We start from the raw sequence: 23760 nt of genomic DNA, 5'->3' as shown, positions 1-23760 counted from the left end.
TATCAAACCCTATATCACTCAAAACCTGGCAACTTCCCAAAATAAATAAATAACAAAATTGCTGAGATAGCTAACCATAGGTTCTTTGAGAGTTCCTGACTATATTTATACTTCTCGAAATCTTTAGGAAACGGAGTAATACCGCGATCGTATAAGTAACAAAACTCAAACCACAACCAAAGGGGAGGAACAACAACCCAAAAAGCTATTAGTGCTTTTTTGATGTTATCTGGCCAACCGAAGAGAACAGCACCTAGAACCGAAATTAAGAGAATAATAATAGTAACTCTGGCAAACATTCCAGTTGGATTAGATTTTATGCGATTCACTTTAACGCCTCATTCATAGACTCAAGGCTACATTTTCTTGAGTAGCAGTTCTCATCTAGAGTACCCAAACATCATTCACCCCTAACAAGGAAAAACTTCTCTGAGAGGTTGTTTTAAAAGTATTTATATGTGTCTTGTAGCACTCATTGATCCCCCCTAGCCCCCCTTTTTTAGGGACAGGGTGGTTTCATACGAAAAAATAAAAATCTATAAGTCCTGATTTCTCGTTTTGTAGCCCAGATTTTGACCCCTCTCCAAACCTCTCCCCCACGGGGAGAGAGGCTTTGAAATACAGTTGTCATTTTTCTCTGCTTGTATGAAACCACCCTGCTAGCCCCCCTTTTTTAGGGGGGAAAATGAATTAAAATCCCCCTTAAAAAGGGGGATTTAGGGGGATCTCAAAGTATTTGATACATTACTACTGACTTTTCAAACATCCTCTGAGGCAAGGTTAATTCAGCTAATAATGAATCCTGAATTAGTTGACGATACAAATTTAATTTATCCATTGGGCAACCTCCTGCTTTTCTACGTCGTATACTAATAACGGACTAACTACAGTTTGAATGAATAGATACTTAAAAAACCGCTTGTAAATATCTAATGGAACTTCCAAATACAATTTGCTAGACTTTGAAAGTCTTTGCTTGATTTTATCGTGCGTCAGATAGATGAATCAATGAATTCCGATTGCCGTTCAAAAAAATATGCACCCTCAAATACTTGAGAGTGCATACACTTGGCTTTGTCTAAATTACTTGGTGGCTAGAAAACTTGAAACATCAGCGTGTGCCAACACAACGCTAGGTTCACGCTGGAGTGCAGCGTAATATTTTCTGGCAAACTCATTACCAACATCTGAAGGTACAATTAAATCCCGCGCATTCGCAATCAAATTCTGCACATCTTCTGGCAATATAGGTTGATCGGATGAAAGCGTTTCATCAATTTGTACAATTAAGTGAGAAATTTTATGTAACCAAGCAAATTGTTCATCGGCGATGACAAGTTTCAGAAGTTCTCCATTAGTTACTCGTCCGCGAACTTGTTCATAGGTGATGCGTTCTGTCTCCAATAACATCCGGTGAAGATTCAGCAATTTATTGCGCAAATCACGCAAGTATTGATGTTGATTGATGCGTTGGAAAAGTGTGTTAGAGGTCAATTTAATTTATCCTCCGGTGAAGATATTTTGAATAGCTGAGAGAATTGCTGCTGTGAATGAAAGTTTATCTAACTCAGGTAATCAAACCGAGACGGCAATTAAATAGTGTTTAAAATTTAGTAGTTTCTTTCTATACACCGTCATCAAAGTTACTTTGCTAGATGCTTTTCACATACGATTAATCATAGCGTAAATTCAATCGATGTGACATATCGAGCTTCCACGACTTTATATTACGGAAAACCACAATTAAAGCAAGATTATGATCTTATCTAGCTTTTCGTACTCTCGGTAGAAGCGCATCAGGAAAAAACTCAGCTATTAGGTCTTAATAATGACACAATCACTCATGAGCTTCGTTGTGTGTTGAGTGTTGGCTGCTGGTGGTTAACACTCAATACTCTATCATTTACCTTGGGAGGCTAATGACAAACTCTGCTCCTTGCATTGGTGCAGAATTAACTTCGAGAGTACCACCGTGCTTTTCAACCACAATTTGCTGGGCGATCGCCAATCCTAACCCTGTACCTTTGCCAACCATTTTAGTAGTATAAAGATGGTCAAAGATTTTGTCTTTGACTTCTTGAGTTATTCCCATACCATTATCTTTAATACTAATATTGACTTGTTTGCCATCTTCACTCAGCTTAGTAGTAATAGTCATCAAGTTCGGGTTAGCTTGAATATTAGTATAGCTACGCCCAATATTTGATTCTTCCAGTGCATCAATGGCATTAGCTAATAAATTCATAAACACCTGATTTAACTGTCCAGGAAAACATTTTATTGGCGGTAAATTCCCATAATTTTTTATGACTTCAATGGCTGGATGAGTTTCGTTAGCTTTGAGTCGGTGTTTGAGAATCAATAGCGTACTATCTAAGCCGTCGTGAATATTGAAAGGAACTTTATATTCCGAATCAGCGCGCGAGAATGTACGCAAGCTATTACTAATTTCACAGATGCGTTGCACCCCTTCTTTCATTGAAGAAATCAATTTTGGTAAATCTTCTCGCAGATATTCTAAATCAAGGTTTTCGATTTCTGACTCAATTTCTTCACCTGGGTTAGGAAAGTTTTCTTGATAAAGGTCGAGCAAATTAAATAAATCTTGCACACCTTCATATGCTGGTTGAATATTGCCATTAATAAAGCCAACAGGGTTATTAATTTCGTGAGCAACACCCGCCACAAGATTACCTAAAGCGGACATTTTTTCGCTTTGAACAATTTTTAGTTGTGCTTGCTGCAAGTTTTGTAATGCTTGTTCTAACTCGTCAGATTTTTGCTTCACAGCAGCTTCTGCTTGTTTGCGTTCAGTAATATCTAGAACTACTCCATCCCATAAAAGAGAGCCATCCTCTTGCGCTTCGGGTTGAGATACAGCTTGAATCCATTTCAATTGGCCTGTTGGTGTAATAATCCGCCATTCATGTTGAAAAGGCGTGAGATTTTGCCCTGATTCCCACATCATCTGCTCAATTTTTGCAACATCATCAGGATGTTCTAAACCACGTAAGCTTTGGTTTTGAGACATCAATTCCTCTGCTGTTACTCCGTACAGTTTGTAACAACCAGAACTGATGTATGGGATAGAAGCAGCACCATCCGCACTGATGCAGAGTTGGTAAATAACTCCAGGAATATTATTAGCAAGCTTGTGCAACATAGCTTTACTTGCTTGTAAATCGGTATAAAGTTGAGCATTTTCTAAAGCAATCCCGGCTTGAGTGCAGAGGAAGTTTAAAATAAGTAGGCGATCGCTTGTAAATACTCCTTGAGTCAGTTTATTTTCCAGATAAAGAATACCTACCATATGCCCTTGATTAAGAATCGGCATACATAACGCACTCTTGGGTTGGACAAAGTGCATATATTCCCCAATCAAGCCAGAAATATCAGTTCTTAAGTTGTCAATTACTACTGTTTCTTGAGTATTTTTAACGTAATTGATCAATTGTCTGGGGATGTCTGGGCAAGTATCTACTGGTTGTGTTTCCAGGATAGTTTGTATTTCACACCCAGAATTTGCTTCGTGATTGATATAAGTAATTGCTCGTACTTGCCAAGTATCTTCTTGGGGCAAAATTAAGACAATTTTTTTAGCACCAGAGTTTTCTAAAATGATGCGAGTGAGACTGACGATTAGTTGATCTAACTCGATAGCACTGGAAATGGCTTGGGCAGCCTTGAGGATCGAGGTAAAATCGAGAGCATCAGAAATACTGTTGCTGCTACTACTATTCGAGCGAGTGGATGAAGAATTACGAGTCAAGCCGATATTGGCAATAGTTTCCAAGGGATTCAGGCTGAGTTGTCGCTGTTGCAGAATTGGTTGCAATAGTTGGGGATAACGTTTTTCTAAGTCATCAATTTTAGTTAATGCTCCCCATCGGGCGTAGCAGTAGTAAGCTTCTTGCATATAGCCTGCGGCTACTTTTTCTTTACCCCATTCTAGGTAAAATTTGGCAGCGAGTTCATTAGCGATCGCTTCTTCTTGGATATATTCGTTGATTTTGGCCTCTGCAATGGCGCGATCGTACAAATCGATTGCGTCTATGCTTCTACCAGAAATTTTGAGCATTTCCGCAGATAGCAACAGATATCGATGTTGAAAGTTGGCTGGGCAATTATCCGCCCATGTTTGAATAATTTGCTGATGTTGTTGCAGAAGGTTCCAATACTGCTGTTGTTCCTCTGGTGTTGCAGTGCCATAGAGTGCTGCCAAACAGAGAGGGTAATAGAAATGGTATTGAATAATTGGGAAAAATCCAGCGTTGGCTGGCAGTGTCTTCTGTGCTTCGGCGGCTGCGGCTACGCCCTCTGCATAACGTTCATAAAGGTAAGAAAGTTGTAGCTTAAGAAAGCAGTACCAATTAATTCCATGTTCAAAGTTCTGCTTTTGCCGCCAAACATCTATATATGCAACTTCTTGGTTGTGGCGATCGCGCAATAAATCTGTTGTGTGAGAGGAGTCTTGCAAGTTGAGGAGGAACTGTCGCTGTAATGTAAAGGCATACAGCATATTTACATCGTTCACTTGCTGGACATAACTGAGATATTTTTCTGTTTCTGCATAAACATCGGCTAGGCGATCGCCTTTGACTAACATCGCCCAAATCAGAAACGAAACCGCCCAGACACCAAACACCACATCTCCGGCTTCCCGGCTGGTTTGAAACGATTGTTCTGACACGGCTAAATTCGTTTTCAAATGCCGATTATAGGGATTAATCGTGTGTGCAAAAATATTATTCGTTTTGTAAATAAACTTAGTGCTATTAAAATGGCGATCGAGTTTTAAAGCTAATGTGCCGAACTCATAAGCTGTTTGATAATCTCCTTGATTTGCTAAACTCATACCATAAAGACAGTACGCAAAACCAGAAGCTTGGGCATTGCCATATTTCAACGATAAATTAATCATCAGTAAAGAACTTAGCACAGCAAGGTATTGAAGCCCTGCCATATAAGTAGCAGCCCAAAGGTCAGCTAAAAGACTCATACAGACCTTCTTAACGGGGTCTGTCATTTCAGGTAGATTAAATAAATCTGCTGGATGAACTGTTGCAAGTTTAGTTTTTAACTCTTCTAGTTGGGTTGCGATCGCGGCTTGTTGTTCTGCAACAGTAAGTGGTAATTGCATCCCCAAGATACTCAAACCTTGCAATCCCGCCTCACAAGCAGCTTGAATATTTTCACCTTGAGTCATTTTCAGATACATTTGAATAGCATAAATATCTGCTTTATCAAATTTATCTTGAGCATGATCTAACGCCAAATCAAACAGTTTTTCAGCTTGATTTAAATTGCCAGTTAAATACTCACACTCAGCAAGTTCTCGATACAATCCAAATGTCAGTGGATAGTGGCTATCCCAACTATTTTCTGACAGCAATTCTCTACCTGATGCCAAGTATTTAACGGCTCCCTTATATGCAGTAGAAGCCTTGGCTTTCTTCCCTGCTATCAGATTCAATTGCGCTAGATTGTACTTTTCTGATTCTTGAGTAATGATATCAATTCCTTGATTCAATTGACTAACAATCTCAAAAATATTAGCTTCTAGTGCTGCCGAGGATGTGTTATCTAAAAGTAATTTCCCAATCTTTAAGTGAGTACTTTGCTTCTGTTCGTCAGGAATCAAAGAATAAGCGGCTTGTTGAACGCGATCGTGCAGGAATTTATATGCAACAATTTCAGAATTTTCTTGACAAACTGTTTGATTTCCCTCACCAACATAAAACTTATAAACATCACTTTGAGGTAAAATTAATCCTTCTTGTAAAGCATTCCATAAATAAGTGGCAGTCTCTATTTCTGATTGTTCAGAAACAATAGCGAGTATTTTTAAATCAAATTGATTGCCAATGCAAGCAGCTAGTCTCAGAACTTGTTGGGTTGATTGAGGTAGCTTTCGCAATTGAAATGCCATGAACTCTACCACATCATCTGTCAAGGCTTGCTGATTAATTTTTGTGATGTCGCATTGCCAACATCTCTCTAATAAATTGAACTCAATCAATTTATCGTGGTGTAATGCTTTGAGGAACTGAGTTGTAAAAAATGGGTTGCCTTGAGTTTTTTGATAAATTAGTTGTGAAAGAGACCAGCCAAACTCTTCTGCACAACCCAATGTATCCGCTACTAACTGATTTAGTTTTAAATAGCTGAGGTTTTGCAGAGTAATTGTATTAATAGTTGTACCTATATTGTGAATTTCGTTTAAAGTTAATATTAAAGGATGAGTTGGGTTGACTTCATTATCTCTATAAGCTCCAATTAAAAATAAATAGGTATTTTTATTATTGCCAATTAATAATTTTATAAGTTGCAATGAAGCAGAATCAGCCCATTGCAAATCGTCCAAAAATATCACTAATGGATGCTCTTTGGTAGTAAATACTTGAATGAACTTCTGCAATAATAAATTAAAGCGATTTTGAGCAGCATTCCCAGATAATTCTGAAACTGGTGGTTGCTGACCAATAATTATTTCTAATTCGGGAATAACTTCAATAATTACCTGACCGTTTTCACCTAGAGCTTCGATAATTTTGGTTTTCCATTCTTGAATTACCGCATCTGGTTCTGTTAATAACTGCCCCATCAAATTGCGGAATGCTTGTACAAATGCCGAGAAAGGAATATTGCGATTGAATTGGTCGAATTTCCCTTTGATAAAGTAGCCACGCTGTTTGACTATGGGTTTTTGGACTTCGTTAACAACAGCAGTTTTGCCAATTCCTGAAAAGCCTGCTACTAGCATTAATTCTGATGTGCCATCTGCAACTCGCGCAAAAGCGTCTAGTAATATTTCAACTTCTTGCTCTCGACCATAAAGCTTTTCTGGAATAATAAAACGGTCTTGAATATCTCTTTTACCAATCTCAAAAACTGAGATTTCCCCGGTTTCTTTTAAGCTATGTAAGCAAGTTTCTAAATCATATTTTAAGCCTAAAGCACTTTGATAGCGTTCCTCAGCATTTTTCGCCATTAGTTTAGTAATAATTTGCGAAATTACCACTGCAATCTCAGGATTAATTTGATGAGGTGGTGTAGGTAGTTTTGCAAGATGGGCGTGAACTAACTCCATCGGGTCATCTGAATGGAACGGTAATTGTCCAGTTAATATTTCATAGAAAGTTACACCAAGAGAGTAAAAATCTGTACGATAATCAACTCCTCTGTTCATACGTCCAGTTTGTTCAGGAGATAAATAGGCAAGAGTTCCTTCTAAAACATTGATACTTTGGATTTCTTGCACTTCTCGCGGTAAGGGCGAGGCAATACTAAAATCTATCAGTTTTACTTGATGGGTTTCTGGATTAATTAAAATATTGGCTGGTTTAATATCTTTATGAATGACACGTAAGCGTAGCCCACCGCAGGCATCGCTATGTAGTTGGTTTAAGATATCTGCAATAGGAATTGCAACTTGTAAGAAATTTTTGATGGAAAGCGTATTTCTCTGTTCTATTCCCCATTCTTTTAGAGATATTCCGCCAAAATCTTCCATAACTAAAGCATAACCGTTATGGTAAGTTTCTAAGCTGTAGGGTTTAACTATACCAGGTATTTCGAGATTTTTAGCAATGACGTACTGGTTACGAAATTGTAGAAGTTCGTGAAAGCTGGGGTATTCTAAACGCATCAGCTTAATCACCACAGGTTTTTGATCTTGCTCCCTAATGCCTCGGTAAACTAGTGTTCGTGTACCTGAGTAAATTTTGTCTTGAATAATATAACCAGGGAGTTGAACCTCAAATGTGCTGACCATAGCTGCAATCTCTTACTAACCTGGAGTTAGTGTTCCCGAATCATGGGAATTTGTATCGAAAATTCTTGATTAATAGCTATGCCTGCGGCGGGCTAAGACTACACATCATCAGATGTAGTATAGGTTTAGAGTTCGGTCTAGCACATGAACATCGGAAGAATTGAGCCTTATAATAGCGGATTTCTAGAAATTATACCGGAGGGTGAAGGCAGCGATTATTGGCAAATTGCTGCCGTACACATCAATGGCGCAGTTGTTTGTCCCAGTCCTCGACTTTATCGTTCTGAACAGGCGGCATTAGCAAAAGCTGCCCAAATTTATGATTGGATAGCTGACCAAACACATCAAATTATGGCTGAGAGTTGCTACTGCTCAGGGTTAAAATTATCTTTGTGCTATCAACCCAAATTACCTTAGTTTGTTTTAGCTGTGGGTTTATGGCAGGGCAAACGCATCTAAAGTATAAGAATCCTTTAATAACAAGGGTTTCCGCGTTTTATGATTTATCCTCTTTTTTCGTCAATATCCTGACCTAGTAAGGGTTTCAGACATCCTCTGCGTTCGCCCTGGGGTTTATGGCAGAATGCGATCGCCTGTGATTATCTTTGAGATAAATCCATGAAATTCGCTAGTTTGTAAACAATTCGCGCCCCAACATTACCATCCCACTCCGCATCACCAACTTCACACAAATCAAAGCCAATAATTTTTCTGCCACTATTCACTAATTCCCGCACCAAACAATAAGCTTGTTCTAATTCCAGCCCTCCAGCAACAGGTGTACCTGTATTTGGGCAGAGTTTCGGATCTAAACCATCGGTATCAAAGCTAATATAAACGTTTTCTGGTAAATGATTAACTATTTCCCGGCAGATATCAATCCAGGTAGTTCCAGAATATAGCTTTTGCTTAATCGCTGGGTCGTAATAAGCGACAATGCGACCATGAGATTCATTAATCATTTGCACTTCATCATGGCTAATGTCGCGTAACCCTACCTGCACTAACTTCGAGATTTGCGGTAGTTTTAAGGCATTATACATAATAGATGCGTGGGAAAATTCAAATTCCTCATAGGCAACGCGTAAATCTGCGTGGGCATCAAAATGTAAAATGCCGTAATTATTATATTTAGTTGCTAATGCTTGCAAATAACCTAATGGTGAACTATGGTCGCCACCAATAACGGCAACTCGCTTACCTTTATTTATGGCTTCTTGAGATTGTGTAAATAACCATTGATTTACTTGTTGAGAAGCTTGATTAATTTCATTCAGGACAGGTGTTAAATCTGGCGCATCTGTTAAGGCTTTACCTTGTGCCTGCCTTTCAATAATTTGTGCTGCTAAAGTGCGATAGTAATTATTTTTATCTAAAATATCTTGCGGAATTTCTACTAAGAAAATTCCTTGTTTCCAACCATCGGGGTTATCAAAATCAAATAAATCTAATTGAATAGAAGCATCAAGAATCCTTTGCGGCCCGTTAGCTGTACCTGCACCGTAAGAAACAGTAACTTCCCAAGGTACAGCAAACACAATTAAGTTTGCCGACTCATAATCAAACGGCAAGCCAAAGAGGTTGCCATTAATCTCACCTACACCGCTAGGGTTGTACTCTTGGAGTTGGTTCATCATAGATGTATCTGCTACTGCCTGTTGGACTTCTTTCTCATTGGACTTTACCATCAAAGCTTAATTACTTACTCTTACCAAAGTGCGATCGCTCCCTTGCTTAATTTATAGTTTATATGTCAATACAGTTTAGTTAAACATAACTGTAGGTTGGGTGGAACGAAGTGTAACCCAACAAAACATCCTGAATTTTGGGTTTCGTTCCTCAACCCAACCTAAGTAGTTTAAGGTTTGTGGCACTAACTGAACCGTATTGGTTTATATGTACTACTTTGTCAATATTTAGATGCATAACTTTACTACTAAACGCCATACCTCTTCATATTCTTATTTTGGCAATGGTAGGGTTTAAAATTACCTATTTAGCTAATTATTTAAATAATTTTGTGTTAGTAACTCTTAATCTTTGTTTTGCCAAATTTTAAGTTCAGCATAACCTAATGATTAAAAAATTTTGAATTTTTTGTTGCATATACTGCGTGTAAAATTCAGTGATTACTGAGTAGCAGATGTTGACCGTATAACTGTTATATTCTTTTTTTGCTAGTAGATAGTAGTTCTTTTATGTAAAGTTTTAACAATATTTCCGAAATAATAACATAGCGAAGTGGAAGTAAGTTTGAATCTCTTTAGATAGGTGTGTTTATTTAAAAATGTCTACCTACTTAGAAAGGTGAGCCTACAACTGATACCAATTTGAAAAATGATTGCGACAGATGGATAGCTCAAACGGTCATACAACAAATGTTTTACAATCCAAAATCCGTCTTGAAAAGTTTGCTCAAGTCGAGCCACTTGCTTCTCCTAATTGGAGACGCTACGCGAACAACGCGGGAAACCCGCGCAACGCAGTGTCTCAACTTTTCGCAAAATCTAAAATCCAAAATGGTATGAGTCTGTTGTTTAGTCAGTGCCTAGACTAAGGAACCAGTCTGAGTAGATGCTGTATTTATTTAAACCACTTATCTAAGGTTTCTTCTACTGGCAGGGCTACTCATAGAGGACACCTCTGCCAGCGAATATCTCTGAACCAAACTTATAACCGAGGGGAATGATATGGCAGACCTTATTGGAGACAACAGGAATAACACTCTAATTGGTACCTTTGAGAATGACGCTATCCTTGGTCAGGGCGGTGATGATAATCTCTTTGGTCGGGGCGGCAATGATGACATCTTGGGTGGCACAGGCAATGACTCGCTTGAGGGCGAGGACGGCAATGACCTTCTCAATGGTGAAGACGGCGAAGACACCCTGCTTGGTGGGTTCGGCGATGATACCTTGCTTGGTGGGTTCGGCGATGACCAACTTGATGGCGGGTACGATGACGATCAACTCCTTGGCAGGGGCGGTGACGACACCCTGCTTGGTGGGTACGGTAGTGATACTCTTCTTGGTGGAGCCAATAATGACCTTCTCGAAGGCAATGAAGGAAGTGACCGACTCTCAGGAGAAGACGGTGACGACCAACTCTTTGGCGGAGAAGGGTTTGACACCCTCAATGGCGGGGCTGGCAATGACCAGATCGATGGCGAGAATGGCAATGACAGCTTGATTGGTCAGGCTGGTGACGACACCCTGCTTGGTGGGGCTGGCGATGACCTACTCGAAGGCGGAGACGGAGATGACCAAATCTTTGGTGGGACTGGCATTGATACTGCTGACTATTCAAATACCACTGCCGGTGTCACCGTCAACCTAGCAACTGGAAAAGTCAGTGGAGGGGCTGGCAATGATGTCCTGTTTAATATCGAACAAGTCTTTGGTTCTGGTTTCAACGACTCCCTAACTGGCGGGCGCGGTAATGACACCCTCTTTGGTAGAGGTGGCAATGACACCCTCGATGGTGGAGTTGGCAATGACCTGCTTGATGGCGAGGAAGGCAACGATATTATCAGTGGTGGGGCTGGCAATGACACCTTGCGTGGTGGGACTGGCAATAACCGACTCGAAGGTGGAGCTGGCGTTGATACTGCTGATTATTTCAGTGCTACTGCCGGAGTTACGATCAACATTGGCACTGGAACCGCTACTGGAGAAGGTAGGAATGATGTCCTGTTAGGCATTGAAAGAATCGTTGGTTCTAGGTTCAATGACACCATCTTGGGCGGGGCTGGCAGTGACTTCTTCCTCAGTGGTGGGGATGGTAATGACTCTGTTAATGGTGGTGCTGGCAATGACCGGCTCTTTGGCGATAACGGCAATGACACCATTCTTGGCGGGGCTAACGACGACTTTATAAATGGCGATAACGGCAATGACTCCCTGCTAGGCGGCAGTGGCATCGACACCCTGCTTGGTGGGGCTGGCAATGACTTTCTTGATGGTGGGGACGGGAGTGATACTCTCATCAGTAGAGAAGGCAATGACACCCTACTTGGTGGGGCTGGCAATGACACCCTGCTTGGTGGCAGTGAGAATGACATACTTGAAGGCGGAAGCGGGGATGATCAACTCTTTGGTGGGACTGGCACTGATACTGCTGATTATTCAAATGCCACTGCCGGAGTTACCGTTGACCTTAGCACTGGAACTGCCAGTGGAGGAGCCGGGAATGATGTCCTGTTCAATATCGAGCAAGTCTTTGGTTCTAGTTTTAACGACTCCCTGATTGGAGGAGTCGGCCGTGATACCCTCTTTGGCAGAGGCGGCAATGACACCTTGCTTGGTGGGGGTAACAATGACTTTCTTGATGGTCAGGAAGGTAATGACCTCGTATTCGGTGAAAATGGGAATGACAGCCTGTTTGGCGGGGCTGGCAATGACCGAGTTGAAGGAGGGGAAGGCGATGATACCCTCAATGGCGGGGTCGGCAATGACACTCTCCTTGGCGGGCCTGGAAACGATGTTCTCATAGGCGTTGATACTCAAGGTTCTGGTTCTCCTGGATTAGGGGAGATTGATATCCTAACTGGGGGGCCTGGAGAAGATCAGTTCTTACTTGGAGACGCTACTAATGTCTTCTATGACGATAACAACAGTGCAACTAGTGGTTTGACAGACTACGCTACTATCAGTGGCTTCAATTCCAACGAGGATACAATCCAGCTCAAAGGAACACTGGGAGACTATCGCTTGCAGACGGTTGGAGCCGATACAAGGGTATTTCTGGACAACTCAGGGGGAGAGCTAGATGAACTAATTGGTGTTGTGCAAGCTTCGTCTCTGAGGCTTGATAGTGACGACTTCCTGTTCTACGAAAAAGAAAATGCTCGACAAGGGACAAATAACACATTAGCCACTGCTGAGAAGCTAGGTACTTTAACATCAGGTTCAGAAGTTAATACCTCTGCTCAACTGGCAACACTTCCAGGGAACAATCCTGATTTCGACTTTTTCACATTTTCTTTAGCCAATTCAGGAACTGTAACTATCAACACAGGCAGTTATAGCAATATCTATCCCGTTCTCGGCATATTTAATAGTGCCGGGAACCTACTGAGTTCTGGCAATACATCAATCACCGCTTCACTAGGAGCAGGTACTTACTCCATTTCAGTAAGTGATTATGATTACTTCCCTCAAAATGGCGGGACTTTCTCTGCTGGCTCTTTTAATCCTGGTTCTTATACGCTAGGAGTCACTGTAGTCTAAAGACACAGTTAATAGGACGATCAGCCGAACACAATATCACTAATGACCAAAATTAGGGTGTAGGGGGTGGCTGAGTGGGGTTAGGGAGAAAAGGAAAATCATGTCGTTGGGATACACAATCTACTCCCTTCACAAAGGGAAGCCCCTACTGATTTTCCCTACACCCTACACCCTTCTTTTTGACAACCTTACTCTCTGGGTAAGAGGCGTTTCACAGTATCTGGTAATAAACGTTCTAAGAAAAGCTCAATATTAGTACTGTTGCGTTGATATACAGTTCCTAAATAAATAATGAATATTCCCAAAACTGTGAGCGCGATCGGAAATAAAATTGCATTCTGGAAGATGCTGTAAGCAAGGTGTCCTAGATAAGCAAAAACTCCCAACGCGCCAAAAACAATAAAAACTTTGCGTTTTAACAATACCGATAGTAAGATTAACCCTACATTAATTAAACAATAGATAAATTTTTGGAATTCATTGCTGTCTCCCATTAAAGTTAGACCAAACCAAAAGGCGAGTAACCCAAACAGATATAACCAAAAAGCAAAATCGCCATTGCGTCTACGAATGCGGATATCTACTAAATAAGCGACGACAATACAAGCGATTCCAAACCACAAGGAAACTAATAGTCTTAGTTGCCAATTGTACGTTTTTTCACCAAACAATAATGGTGTGATATCCATCGACATGAAGTATAGCGAAAAGGCGATGGGAGCAGTTAAAAAGGGAAAACGCACAAACATCAGGGCAATTAAACCTGTAATGATAGTTCCCAATTCCATCAAAAACCAACTGCCTTTAATCCAGATATAAAAATCTCGATATGTACCAGGATCGCCTTGAGTCCAAAATCCTGTAGCGCGTTGCAGCCCGTAAATTGCCAAAGGGGTTAACGAAACTGCAATTGTAAATAGCAACCCTCCTGGAATTTTCATGTCTCGTTGCTGCCAAAGATTGCTACCTGCAAGTACAAAGCAGAAGGCATAAATAATGGCTAACCAAAAAATCCCACCACCACCAACTGATTCCCAGGCTAATGTCATGAACCAAGTCATGGCTGAGATGACTATTAAGGCCCCAAAGTAAAAACTAACATTGACAAAATTAAATTGCGGGCGATCGCTGTTACGCTCAGATAGTGCATTCCATAACGCGCTGGCTTGTTCTGCGGTAATTAAGCCTTGGGAAACCGCCCAGTCTAAATCTTCAGGGTAAATTTTCATACCATTTATCTCGACTAGCTCGACTCAATCATGACTTGACTTGAGGAAATAGTCGAGATTTTGCGTTTTGGCTTAAAAATATATTGCACTTATGGCTGTAGTCACATAAATTAGGACATTTTGAGAGAGTATAGCGTTTCTCAGTTTTGTGCAGTACACATTTCAAAGGGAGAGAGGCTAGAGACTAGAGACTAGAAAAATGGATCTCATCCAGATGAAAAATGCTGTAAATGCCAGAAATAGTCATGTTTTACCTCCTGCCTCCTAATATATTAACTACGCTGCCAAATTTTAATGGTTTTATCTAAGCTGGCACTGACCAACATATCGCCCGAAGTTGTAAAGGCTAAGGCTGTAACTATATTGCTATGACCTGTAAATGTGCCTAGCAATTCTCCTGTATTTAAATGCCACAACTTGATAGTTTTATCAGCACTACCACTGGCGATGATTTGCTCGTCTGGACTAAGAGCGATCGCATATACTCTATCAGTATGGCCTTTAAAGGTGCGAACTAATTTTCCTGTCTCTAAGTGCCAAATTTTAATTGTATGATCCCAGCTACCACTAATTAGCCATTGCCCATCATCACTAATTGTTAAGGAACGCACAATGTGAGAATGTCCAGTCAAGCTGTGTAGTGGTTCTATTTCTTGGAGGGTTTTACATTCGCTGAATTGTTCTGTGTGCCAAACTTTGATTTTGCGGTAACTACCAGTTACGAGAGTTTTACCGTCTCGACTTAAAGCTAGGCAATGGGCAGCTGTATCATCTAACGATAGCGCGATCGCTACCTGACGTTCCATCAAATCCCAAAACAACACTTTTCTATCATCCCCACCAGTGGCTACCATACGACCGTCAGGGGTGAAGGCAACACACCGCACTGCACCATTATGCTTGTGTAAAATATCGAGCAGTTCTAATGCGCCTACGTGCCAAATTTTAACTTTCGAGTCTGCGCCAACACTGACTAAAGTATGCCCATCAGGACTAAAGGCGATAGAATTGACATCATCTACTAAACCAGAAACTATCCAAGGATACTCGGATAAAGTATCAATTAATTCGCCTTTGCTTAAATCCCAAAGTTTGGTTTCACCACGACTGCCACTAGCCAAAATTGGTGTAATGTAACCATTATGGCAACGCGAAGCAAAACTTAGGCAATAAATACCTTTAGTGTGTCCTTTTAATGTCTGCCAACATTCCCAATCACCAATAATTTCCTTTCGGGGATGGTCTGATGAGACTATTTGAATAATTTCCGCGATCGCTTGTTCTTCAACTGCTGGCAATGTATCCTTTTTAGGATTCTTTTTAGCAGTTAGGAAATCTAAATACCAACTTAAACCTCCCGCATATAACAAGTTACTGGGAGTTACATAAGATTTTGTTTCACTAAATTCGACTTGATTACTAGGTAAAAAACCAGCAATTACCGCGTGTTTTTCGTAACCCAATTTACCATTAGATGGATAAAATAGACACAAAAATATTAATACTTGGTGGTTACGTAAATCATCTTGGGTAACTGACCACTTAATTTTATCTTTCTTTATACCATTAAAACTTTCTCCATCTGCTGCATAAACTTGAATACTTAACTTTGGGTTATCTGTTAGTAAGTATGTAAATTTACTCTCACCACGTAAATTGCCCTCATCATCTAAAACCATATTTTGTATGGTGTCTTGGGGCAATTTTTTCACCAATTTACCCAAACGTTCAACCATCACTTGCTCAACAATTTGCTCTCGCAAAAGGTAATCTTCTGCTTGCTGTTGGAAGTGTTTGGGAAATGGAATCACCCAGTCTGGCGGTTCGGGATATTCTGGCGGCATGGGTGGCGGATTTTTGGCAAGAACTTCGGCTTTTTGGCGCGAAAATTCGCGGATTTTTGCCAATGGTTCACCCCAAAATGCCATAATTTCGCTGTGGCAACCTTTAACTTGACTGTCTAGCAAAGATAAGTCGTAAGTTTTAGGTTTTTTAACACGTTGAAGGAAATCAGCTTGCTGCGCTTTTAGTAAGCTAATCCAATCCATCTGCATTTCTGCGGCACAATGTTGCATACCTACGGTAAGCTATACCAACGTAATTACTCAAGTTTATAACCTCTAGTAAATTAGAAATTCGGTGATCTTCGCAGTCTAACAGAACACATTTGTAAATTTACGTTTGTGAATTGTATACCCGTGAACATCACACAAAATTCTGCTTGCAACTAATTGATACCAAACGAGACTAACATAAGCCTGTCGTGAGATTGTGAAGTATTCTTTAGGCTAGACTTTTAACCTAAAATTTCAAATCTACAATTGGTATGAGGTATTTAGAATTAAATGATGTTAAACAATTCTAACTAAACTAGAGTCGGAGATACTGTTGCTCCAGAAACAGTAATATTTGTAAACAAGAGTATGATTTAAGAGAAGCTTGCAGTTTATTAGCAAGATTGCTCAAATTAAGGCTAATGTTAACTATTTTTGCTAATTTTTAGAACCTACGCTCTAAAAGTTATCCCACCAAAAATGATAAGCTGTTAAGCACCTAAGAGAGCAGTTTAGACCGCTCTTGTGCAGGAAAGGCAGCGCGTTGCGGGGGTTCTCCCCGTTGTAGCGACTGCCGTGAGCAGAGGGGCAGAGGAGAGGGTTTAAGTCATTTATTCACAATTTCAATAGTGCAGCTTAAATTTTGATTTTAAATTTTTCTAAATCAACATAAGCCTGTGTTTCAAATAAATCTTCAATCTCTGTGATTTACCTGAAAATCAGTATAAATTGTTGCTAGTACCGTTATCCCCATACTGTATGATTTACCGCCAATGGTATGTATCATAAGTTTACCAGGGAAAATTGTTTGTGTAAATTGCTATCAGTGCTGTTATCCCTTATGCTGTATGATTTACCTTCGCTGGTATATATCATCAGCTCGTTAGGGAAATCTTTATGTGTCTATTAATATAAATGCAAAAATTTACTCTCCTAGGTTGATCATTAGTTGAGCAGATGCTGAAGAGAGTATCAATGTGAAGCAAAATTACTACATATATGAATCCGGTTTGATGACTGAACACACTTGTGTAGGGAAGGAACAGGCAACAGAGAATGTCAGCCTCCTTCTTGGACAGTACTTACTACTCTGCAAGAAACGGCGCAGAGTGCAACTATAAACAGGGAAACCCTTCCAATGCAGTGGACAAGTTTGCCGCGAGGTTAGCGCAGCGATATTCTTCCCAGCGGAGACGCTACGCCAACAACATAATAGCTTCTGAGCGACTGACATTAGCGATCTGAAAGCGTTCCCGTAGACACGTAGCGGTTTGCCACAGGCTAGGGTAGGACAATAAATAGCAAATAGGGGACGCATAAATATACCGAATTATTCCAACTCAATCTTATTTTTATAGATATTTTATAGAGAAATTTACTAAAAGGATTAAATTATAAAAATCTTATTAGGATAATTTACAATATTATCCTTTTAAATTAATTTGACTTTAGAATGTTTCAACTAGAAACTATCTTCAAACTCAATTAAATCCAATGGAAAAAAATTATGTTTTCTAGATTTTCTCGTCGGCAAATTATCAGTTTAATTAGCTTTACAGTTGCTGGAGCAGCAGTGACCAGCAGTTTTCCTTTTATGAACAATTTTTTCATTAGGAAAGCCCAAGCTCAGGAAATACCAGATAAGTTATATAAACTCAGAAAATATAAGATCATCACCAAATCCCAGTTCCAGCTTTGGAAAGAAGGATTAATAGACGATATATTTGATGCATCTACAGAATTACTTATTGATAAAAAAGTAATTAAAATTCTTCGACATAAGAAAAGTAAAAAATATGTAACGCCTCTTTTCTTTTGTGATTTTGACAAGCCTGAAGATATTGCTAAAGCCATAATAGATTTAAACTTAGTTTTTCCTGATCAAGAAGTAAAAACAGATCCTACTCTTGATTAAAAAATTAATATAAGCACTTAAATCTGCCAACGAATTCGTGTTATTAACATTAGGAAAATATGACAAATATTCGTAAAAATGTTAGAGATTTAACTAGTTTTGAAAAACAATGCTTCATCCAGGCAATCAAAGGACTAAAAACCAAAATTAGTCCTATTACTGGTCGTAGTATCTATGATGAATATGTGCTTTGGCATATTAACGCAACTCAGCGTAGTGATCCCAGTGATAGTAGAGGATTACGCAATACTGCACATGGCGGGCCTGCGTTTCTTGCTTGGCATCGTTATTACCTTTTGAGATTTGAAAAACAATTGCAACAAGTCGTGCCAGGTGTAACAATTCCTTATTGGGATTGGACTCAAGATACAAACGATCCTTTGAACTCACCAATTTGGGCTGCTGATTTCATGGGTGGTACTGGTGATCCTCTGGCAAATAACGTAGTCAAGACGGGGCCTTTTGCTGCTGGTCAATGGGTAACTATTAATCTGAATGGCAACCCAAAAGGAGGTTTACAACGTCGGCTTGGTCAGTCTACCTCTGCTCCTACCTTACCAACTCAGACAGATGTAAATATATCACTTGGTGAAATTCCTTACGATAAAGCTCCGTGGAATGCAGGCAGTAGCCCTAGTTATCGGAATCGCACAGAAGGCTATCTGAATGCACAAGGTGTCTTTGGTAAACGACAATTACACAACCAAGTACACGCTTGGATTGGTGGTGATATGAGTAGTCCCCATATTTCGCCAAATGATCCTGTTTTCTTTATACACCATGCTAATGTAGACAGGCTTTGGGCAATATGGCAAGCCAAAAACCCGGCTCAACAATATGCACCTACTGGTGGAGGCCCCTCAGGACATAATCTTTACGACCTAATGTATCCTTGGGACGGAACCACCACCAGCCTCACAGCTAGACCTGTAGACGTTCTCAATCTTAGTCAACTCGGCTGTACTTACGTTTAGCTAAAAGCTTTTGATAGCGGACAAAGCATTTTAAGAAAGAGGTGATAGCAGAGTGTAAATTTTGCTATCACTGCTAAAAGATATAGGAATCCGGTTTAATTACTGAACATACTTGTGTATAAGAGAATAGGGTACAGGGAACTGCAACAACTATGAAATTCTGATAAAATCCCTGGAGCGAAAGTAACCAGTAGTTCAGTAATTAATTATGACAAGTGCATCTAGTATTTTTTTAGCAGGAGCAAGTCGGGGTGTTGGTAGAGAAATTGCCAAATGTCTAACAGCACAAAAACTGAAAGTGAAAGCACTCCTGAGGAGTGAATCTACTGCTGCGGAATTAACAGCCTCAGGTGTTGATGTAGTTGTAGGCGATGCGATGAATGTCAGTGATGTCGAAAAAGCAATGCTGACAGATGAACCTATCGACGCGGTTATCAGTACTATTGGCGGGTTACCCACAGATACAGAAAGACCCGATTATCCTGCAAATAAAAATCTGATAGATGTCGCAGTCAAAGCAGGGGTACAAAAGTTTATTCTCGTAACTTCCATTGGTACTGGTAATAGTGTTGCTGCATTGTCTCCGCAAGTATTGGCTGCGCTACAATTAGTTCTATTAGAAAAAGACAAAGCCGAACAACATTTAATTACTAGCGGGCTGATTTACACAATTATCCGTCCTGGTGGATTAAAATCAGAACCAGCAACAAACAACGGTGTGTTAACAGAAGATACACGTATAATTGGTAGCATCCACCGTGCAGATGTCGCCCATTTAGTTTGTCGCTGTTTAAATAACACTCGCACCAATAATAAAATATTGTCAGCAGTAGATAAAAATATGCTGTTTGGAAAACCCGAATTTACCGAATTTAGTTTGGATGAGTAATCAAACCGGATTCCTATATGACTAACTTTGATGACAGCGATGCAGTTTATGTCCGCGAATTAGGAATTGATGATATCGCTCCCGTCTACCATTTAGGAGAAGAATTATTTACCAGCGATTTATATCCATATCTATATCGAACTTGGGATGAATGGGAAGTAATTGGACTTTATAACACAGACCCAGAATATTGCTTAGTTGCTGAAACTAACGGAGAAATCGCAGGATTTATTTTAGGAACTATTATTACCAAAGCATCCTGGACTTATGGTTATATTGTGTGGCTAGGTGTTAGCCCCAAATTTCAAAGACAAGGGGTGGCTGACAAACTAGTTGATAAAGTTGTTGCCCGGATGATTGAAGATGGGGCAAGATTTATGTTAGTAGATACTGATCCCACAAATGTACCAGCAGTTAAATTTTTTAATCGCAAAGGTTTTGGTAATATCCGCCAGCATATTTTTTTGTCGATGAATTTAAGCAAGCACCCATATTATGGCAGACTAATAGATTACGAACACCAAAAAGCAGAAAGAGCAGGTTATAGGCGATCGCGTCCGGCAATTCGCGCTCGGAAAGTTGAAGGTGTGATCAATGAAGTAGTGTTAAATCCCTTAGTAAGTGAACAGCAAATCAGTGAAGATTAGGGGCTAGAGGTTAGAGAGTGAGCAAATAACCAATGACCAATGACCAATGACAAAATGCAATGGATTCTTGCAACAACTGAACAACCACCAGATTGGTTTATTCAAGCAGTAAAAGAGTATACGCCTGCATCAAGTGGTATTTATGCAGCGCAATTATTATGGCAACGGGGAATTAAAGATACTCAACAATTAGCCGCTTTTGTTAACTATCAAACTTATCAACCAGCTTCTCCTTTTGAATTTGGAGAAGAAATGCACTTGGCAGTAAAAAGACTACAACAAGCGCGCAATGCTGGTGAAAAAGTGGCAATTTGGGGAGATTTTGATGCTGATGGTATTACTTCTAGTGCTGTTTTGTGGGATGGTTTAGGGCAGTTTTTTCAGCAAAATGTTGGGTTAACTTATTACATTCCTAACCGCCTCAGAGAATCTCACGGACTCAATAATCAAGGAATAGATAATTTAGCAAAACAAGGCTTTACATTAATAGTTACTTGTGACACGGGTAGCACAAATATTGATGAAATTATTTATGCCAAACAATTAGGTATAGATGTGATAGTCACAGATCATCACACATTACCAGCCCAACGCCCACCAGTTACAGCAATTATTAATCCGCGCTATTTACAGGGCGAACATCCTTTATTTAACCTTTCTGGGGTAGCGGTTGCCTACAAATTAGTAGAAGCACTTTATCAAACTCTGCCGCATATTCCCAAAGACCCATTGGAGAATTTATTAGATTTAGTTGCAGTTGGGTTAATTGCTGATTTAGTGCAGTTAAAAGGTGATTGTCGATATTTGGCACAGTTGGGAATTCAACGACTGCAAGCAGATTTTAAACAACCAGCATCAGCCAGAAGAAGGCCAGGGGTAGGACGATTATTAGAATTGTGCCAAAAAAGTGGCGATCGCCCCACAGATATTTCTTTCGGTTTAGGGCCACGCATTAACGCCGTCAGCCGGATTCAAGGCGATGCAAGTTTTTGTGTTGAATTGTTAACTAGTCGGGATACTAAACGTTGCAATGAACTAGCAGAAGCAACAGAACTCGCCAACACCCGCCGCAAGTCTTTACAAAAAGATGTACAAACCCAAGTCGCCCAAAAGCTGAATCAACTAGACTTATCCACCACCAGCGTCATCGTTCTGGAAGATTCTCAGTGGCCAGCAGGTGTTTTAGGTCTAGTCGCAGGACAAGTTGCCCAAGAAACAGGCAGACCGACTATCCTACTAAGTACAGAAGGGAATGGCGGCTTAGAAACACTCCCAACTCCCAACTCCCAACTCCCAACTCCCCTAGCCAGAGGTTCCGCCCGTTCTATTAATTCTGTTGATTTATACCAATTAGTCAAAGACCAAGCATATTTATTGCATCGCTTTGGTGGGCATCCCTTTGCTGCTGGTTTGAGTTTACCAGTGGAAAATATACCCTTATTTACACAGGCAATAAATCAGCAATTGCGGCAATCTTTGGGTAGTACAAATTTAATGCCCACAGTCCAAGCAGATTTAAAAGTAACTGTAGCAGATTTAGGCAAAGAATTATTTTTAGAACTCAAACTATTAGAACCATGTGGTATGGGAAATCCTGTACCAAAATTAATCATTCAAAACTGTTGGTTTGAAAATGCTTGGCATCGCAATCAACAAGATTGGCAAGGTAAAAAGGTACAGTATATTAAAGCCGAATTTGATATTCGGGATGAATCAACGAGAAGCCCTTTTCCTGGTGTGTGGTGGGGTCATTACAAAGATGAATTACCTCCTGGTCGATGTGACTGCATTGCAGAATTAGATTACAACAGTTTCAAAAAACGCTACGAAATTCGATTAATTGCCGTCCGTCCTAGTGAGGAATTAGAACTCCAAAAACAACACTCAGCACAAATCTTAGATTATCGCCATTTACCCACTCCCTACTCGCCACTCCCCACTCCCACATTCATCTTAGAAGAATGCCCCACTAGTTGGGATAATTTGCGTGCTTGGTGGCAAAGAACGCTCTATAATAATCAACAATTAGTCCTTGCTTGGTCTAAACCTATCCACCAACCACCACAAGAAATTTGGGTCACTCTTGTAGGAATTGCTAAATATTTTAGTCGCACAAACCAACCAGTTACCCGCAGCCAACTTTTAGACAAACTAAAGATAAGCGATCGCTCCTTACTTTTAGGCATCAAAGCTTTAAAATATTGTGGATTCATAGTTATCAGAAACGACCGTTCTTTACAAATCACCAGCAATACCAGCAATGTTTCTCAAACTGATGCTGATACAGCCATTGCCCAATTTTTAGCCACCATCAGCGAAGAACAATTTCAACAACAGTACTTTGCCGAAGTACCTTTATCTACTGTTGTCGCTATGGTTAATGACTATTAGTTATTACGTTTGAGGAACAACCTAAATTGTCGTTTCGTCGTTGATGGCAATACTAATAATTAAAGTTATGCTTAATTACTCTAAATTTATTGCTTTTACTTTAACAAGTTTCAGTTTCTACACTGCAAGTGTATCAATCTTATTAAAGCCTGCATTTGCTGGAGAACCAATTATCGATAGAAACTGCAACCGTCATGAAAGAACGCCAGAAGTATTTCGCAAAATCCTACCACAAAATCAAGCTGTAATCTTACAGTCGTCTCATTTTAAAGTTAATAATCAAAAATACACTCTCCAACTACTAAAATTTCCCAACTCTACAAATGTTTTATGCCTCTGGAAGCCCAATAAACGGCTACCAGAAAGATTAAAAAATGTGTCGATTATTCAAGACAAGGTGATTGAAAAAGTTGGAAGGGAGAACCTTCAAACAGCAAATTTTATAATTACAGTCAAAGGCAAGAAAACAGAAGATATATTAAACACAGCTTATAAATTAGACCTAACTAATCCCAATCAACCAAAGCTGACACCGTTAATTAGAGTTTACAAGAAATAAACGGGTGAATTACGAACAACCGCACAAGCCCACGACGAAGGAAACAAACTACTCAAACCCTTTTCCCTCCTGCCTCCTGCCTTGTTTCTTGAGACATAAA

Annotated in this window: 14 protein-coding genes; 8 read left to right on the top strand and 6 right to left on the bottom strand. The window is 39.9% G+C overall.

Features of this window, described 5'->3' with window-relative positions:
• Nucleotides 1–14: 14 nt before the first annotated feature.
• The 3 genes from H6G76_RS03350 to H6G76_RS03340 all read right to left on the bottom strand — a co-directional run bounded on the left by H6G76_RS03350 (nt 15) and on the right by H6G76_RS03340 (nt 7774).
• Complete coding sequence (locus H6G76_RS03350) at nt 15–329, bottom strand: hypothetical protein (protein WP_190695302.1); 315 nt, start codon at nt 327–329, stop codon at nt 15–17.
• Between the two features lie 754 nt (nt 330–1083).
• Entirely contained in the window at nt 1084–1494 is a 411-nt protein-coding gene (locus H6G76_RS03345) for a hypothetical protein (protein WP_190695299.1), read from the bottom strand.
• A gap of 409 nt (nt 1495–1903) precedes the next feature.
• Nucleotides 1904–7774, bottom strand: coding sequence for an AAA family ATPase (locus H6G76_RS03340; protein ID WP_190695297.1), 5871 nt, complete (start codon nt 7772–7774; stop codon nt 1904–1906).
• 144 nt (nt 7775–7918) lie between these two features.
• Here H6G76_RS03340 and H6G76_RS03335 point away from each other — a divergent pair, with 144 nt between their 5' ends.
• A complete protein-coding gene (locus H6G76_RS03335) occupies nt 7919–8191 on the top strand; it encodes a hypothetical protein (RefSeq protein WP_190695294.1) in 273 nt (90 codons plus the stop codon).
• Nucleotides 8192–8373: 182 nt separating this feature from the next.
• On the opposite strand, the gene speB is transcribed toward H6G76_RS03335, so the two are convergent.
• On the bottom strand, nt 8374–9411 hold the full coding sequence (speB, locus tag H6G76_RS03330; RefSeq protein WP_190695595.1) for an agmatinase SpeB: 1038 nt from the start codon (nt 9409–9411) through the stop codon (nt 8374–8376).
• Nucleotides 9412–10464: 1053 nt separating this feature from the next.
• Here speB and H6G76_RS03325 point away from each other — a divergent pair.
• Nucleotides 10465–13002 (top strand): calcium-binding protein, encoded by a 2538-nt coding sequence (locus H6G76_RS03325; RefSeq protein WP_190695291.1) that lies wholly within the window; start codon nt 10465–10467, stop codon nt 13000–13002.
• A gap of 188 nt (nt 13003–13190) precedes the next feature.
• Here H6G76_RS03325 and H6G76_RS03320 read toward each other — a convergent pair whose 3' ends face one another.
• Entirely contained in the window at nt 13191–14231 is a 1041-nt protein-coding gene (locus H6G76_RS03320; RefSeq protein WP_190695287.1) for a DUF2157 domain-containing protein, read from the bottom strand.
• A gap of 272 nt (nt 14232–14503) precedes the next feature.
• Complete coding sequence (locus tag H6G76_RS03315; RefSeq protein ID WP_242056299.1) at nt 14504–16306, bottom strand: WD40 repeat domain-containing protein; 1803 nt, start codon at nt 16304–16306, stop codon at nt 14504–14506.
• 1486 nt (nt 16307–17792) lie between these two features.
• Between H6G76_RS03315 and H6G76_RS03310 the strand changes: the two genes are divergently transcribed.
• The 6 genes from H6G76_RS03310 to H6G76_RS03285 all read left to right on the top strand — a co-directional run bounded on the left by H6G76_RS03310 (nt 17793) and on the right by H6G76_RS03285 (nt 23660).
• The gene (locus H6G76_RS03310) at nt 17793–18200 is read left to right on the top strand and encodes a hypothetical protein (RefSeq protein WP_190695285.1); all 408 of its coding nucleotides are present in this window, start codon (nt 17793–17795) and stop codon (nt 18198–18200) included.
• Between the two features lie 59 nt (nt 18201–18259).
• Nucleotides 18260–19174 carry a tyrosinase family protein gene (locus tag H6G76_RS03305; RefSeq protein ID WP_190695282.1) on the top strand — a complete coding sequence of 305 codons (915 nt, stop codon included), beginning with the start codon at nt 18260–18262 and terminating at the stop codon, nt 19172–19174.
• A gap of 208 nt (nt 19175–19382) precedes the next feature.
• A complete protein-coding gene (locus H6G76_RS03300) occupies nt 19383–20063 on the top strand; it encodes an SDR family oxidoreductase (RefSeq protein WP_190695279.1) in 681 nt (226 codons plus the stop codon).
• Nucleotides 20064–20080: 17 nt separating this feature from the next.
• Nucleotides 20081–20710, top strand: a complete 630-nt coding sequence (locus H6G76_RS03295) for a GNAT family N-acetyltransferase (protein WP_190695276.1) — start codon at nt 20081–20083, stop codon at nt 20708–20710.
• Nucleotides 20711–20764: 54 nt separating this feature from the next.
• Nucleotides 20765–23101: a single-stranded-DNA-specific exonuclease RecJ gene (recJ, locus tag H6G76_RS03290; protein ID WP_190695590.1), complete on the top strand. Its 2337-nt coding sequence runs from the start codon at nt 20765–20767 to the stop codon at nt 23099–23101.
• 67 nt (nt 23102–23168) lie between these two features.
• Nucleotides 23169–23660 (top strand): hypothetical protein, encoded by a 492-nt coding sequence (locus H6G76_RS03285; protein ID WP_190695273.1) that lies wholly within the window; start codon nt 23169–23171, stop codon nt 23658–23660.
• Nucleotides 23661–23760: the final 100 nt, after the last annotated feature.

Source organism: Nostoc sp. FACHB-152, from assembly GCF_014697475.1.
GTDB lineage: Bacteria > Cyanobacteriota > Cyanobacteriia > Cyanobacteriales > Nostocaceae > Nostoc_B.
This window is presented reverse-complemented; position numbering and strand designations above follow the sequence as displayed.

Coding starts and splice junctions, on each gene's coding strand:
- H6G76_RS03340 (WP_190695297.1), bottom strand. CDS start 7,774: ATGGTCAGCACATTTGAGGTTCAACTCCCTGGTTATATTATTCAAGAC.
- H6G76_RS03285 (WP_190695273.1), top strand. CDS start 23,169: ATGCTTAATTACTCTAAATTTATTGCTTTTACTTTAACAAGTTTCAGT.
- speB (WP_190695595.1), bottom strand. CDS start 9,411: ATGATGAACCAACTCCAAGAGTACAACCCTAGCGGTGTAGGTGAGATT.
- H6G76_RS03335 (WP_190695294.1), top strand. CDS start 7,919: ATGAACATCGGAAGAATTGAGCCTTATAATAGCGGATTTCTAGAAATT.
- H6G76_RS03310 (WP_190695285.1), top strand. CDS start 17,793: ATGTTTTCTAGATTTTCTCGTCGGCAAATTATCAGTTTAATTAGCTTT.
- H6G76_RS03305 (WP_190695282.1), top strand. CDS start 18,260: ATGACAAATATTCGTAAAAATGTTAGAGATTTAACTAGTTTTGAAAAA.
- H6G76_RS03325 (WP_190695291.1), top strand. CDS start 10,465: ATGGCAGACCTTATTGGAGACAACAGGAATAACACTCTAATTGGTACC.
- recJ (WP_190695590.1), top strand. CDS start 20,765: ATGCAATGGATTCTTGCAACAACTGAACAACCACCAGATTGGTTTATT.
- H6G76_RS03320 (WP_190695287.1), bottom strand. CDS start 14,231: ATGAAAATTTACCCTGAAGATTTAGACTGGGCGGTTTCCCAAGGCTTA.
- H6G76_RS03295 (WP_190695276.1), top strand. CDS start 20,081: ATGACTAACTTTGATGACAGCGATGCAGTTTATGTCCGCGAATTAGGA.
- H6G76_RS03300 (WP_190695279.1), top strand. CDS start 19,383: ATGACAAGTGCATCTAGTATTTTTTTAGCAGGAGCAAGTCGGGGTGTT.
- H6G76_RS03315 (WP_242056299.1), bottom strand. CDS start 16,306: ATGCAACATTGTGCCGCAGAAATGCAGATGGATTGGATTAGCTTACTA.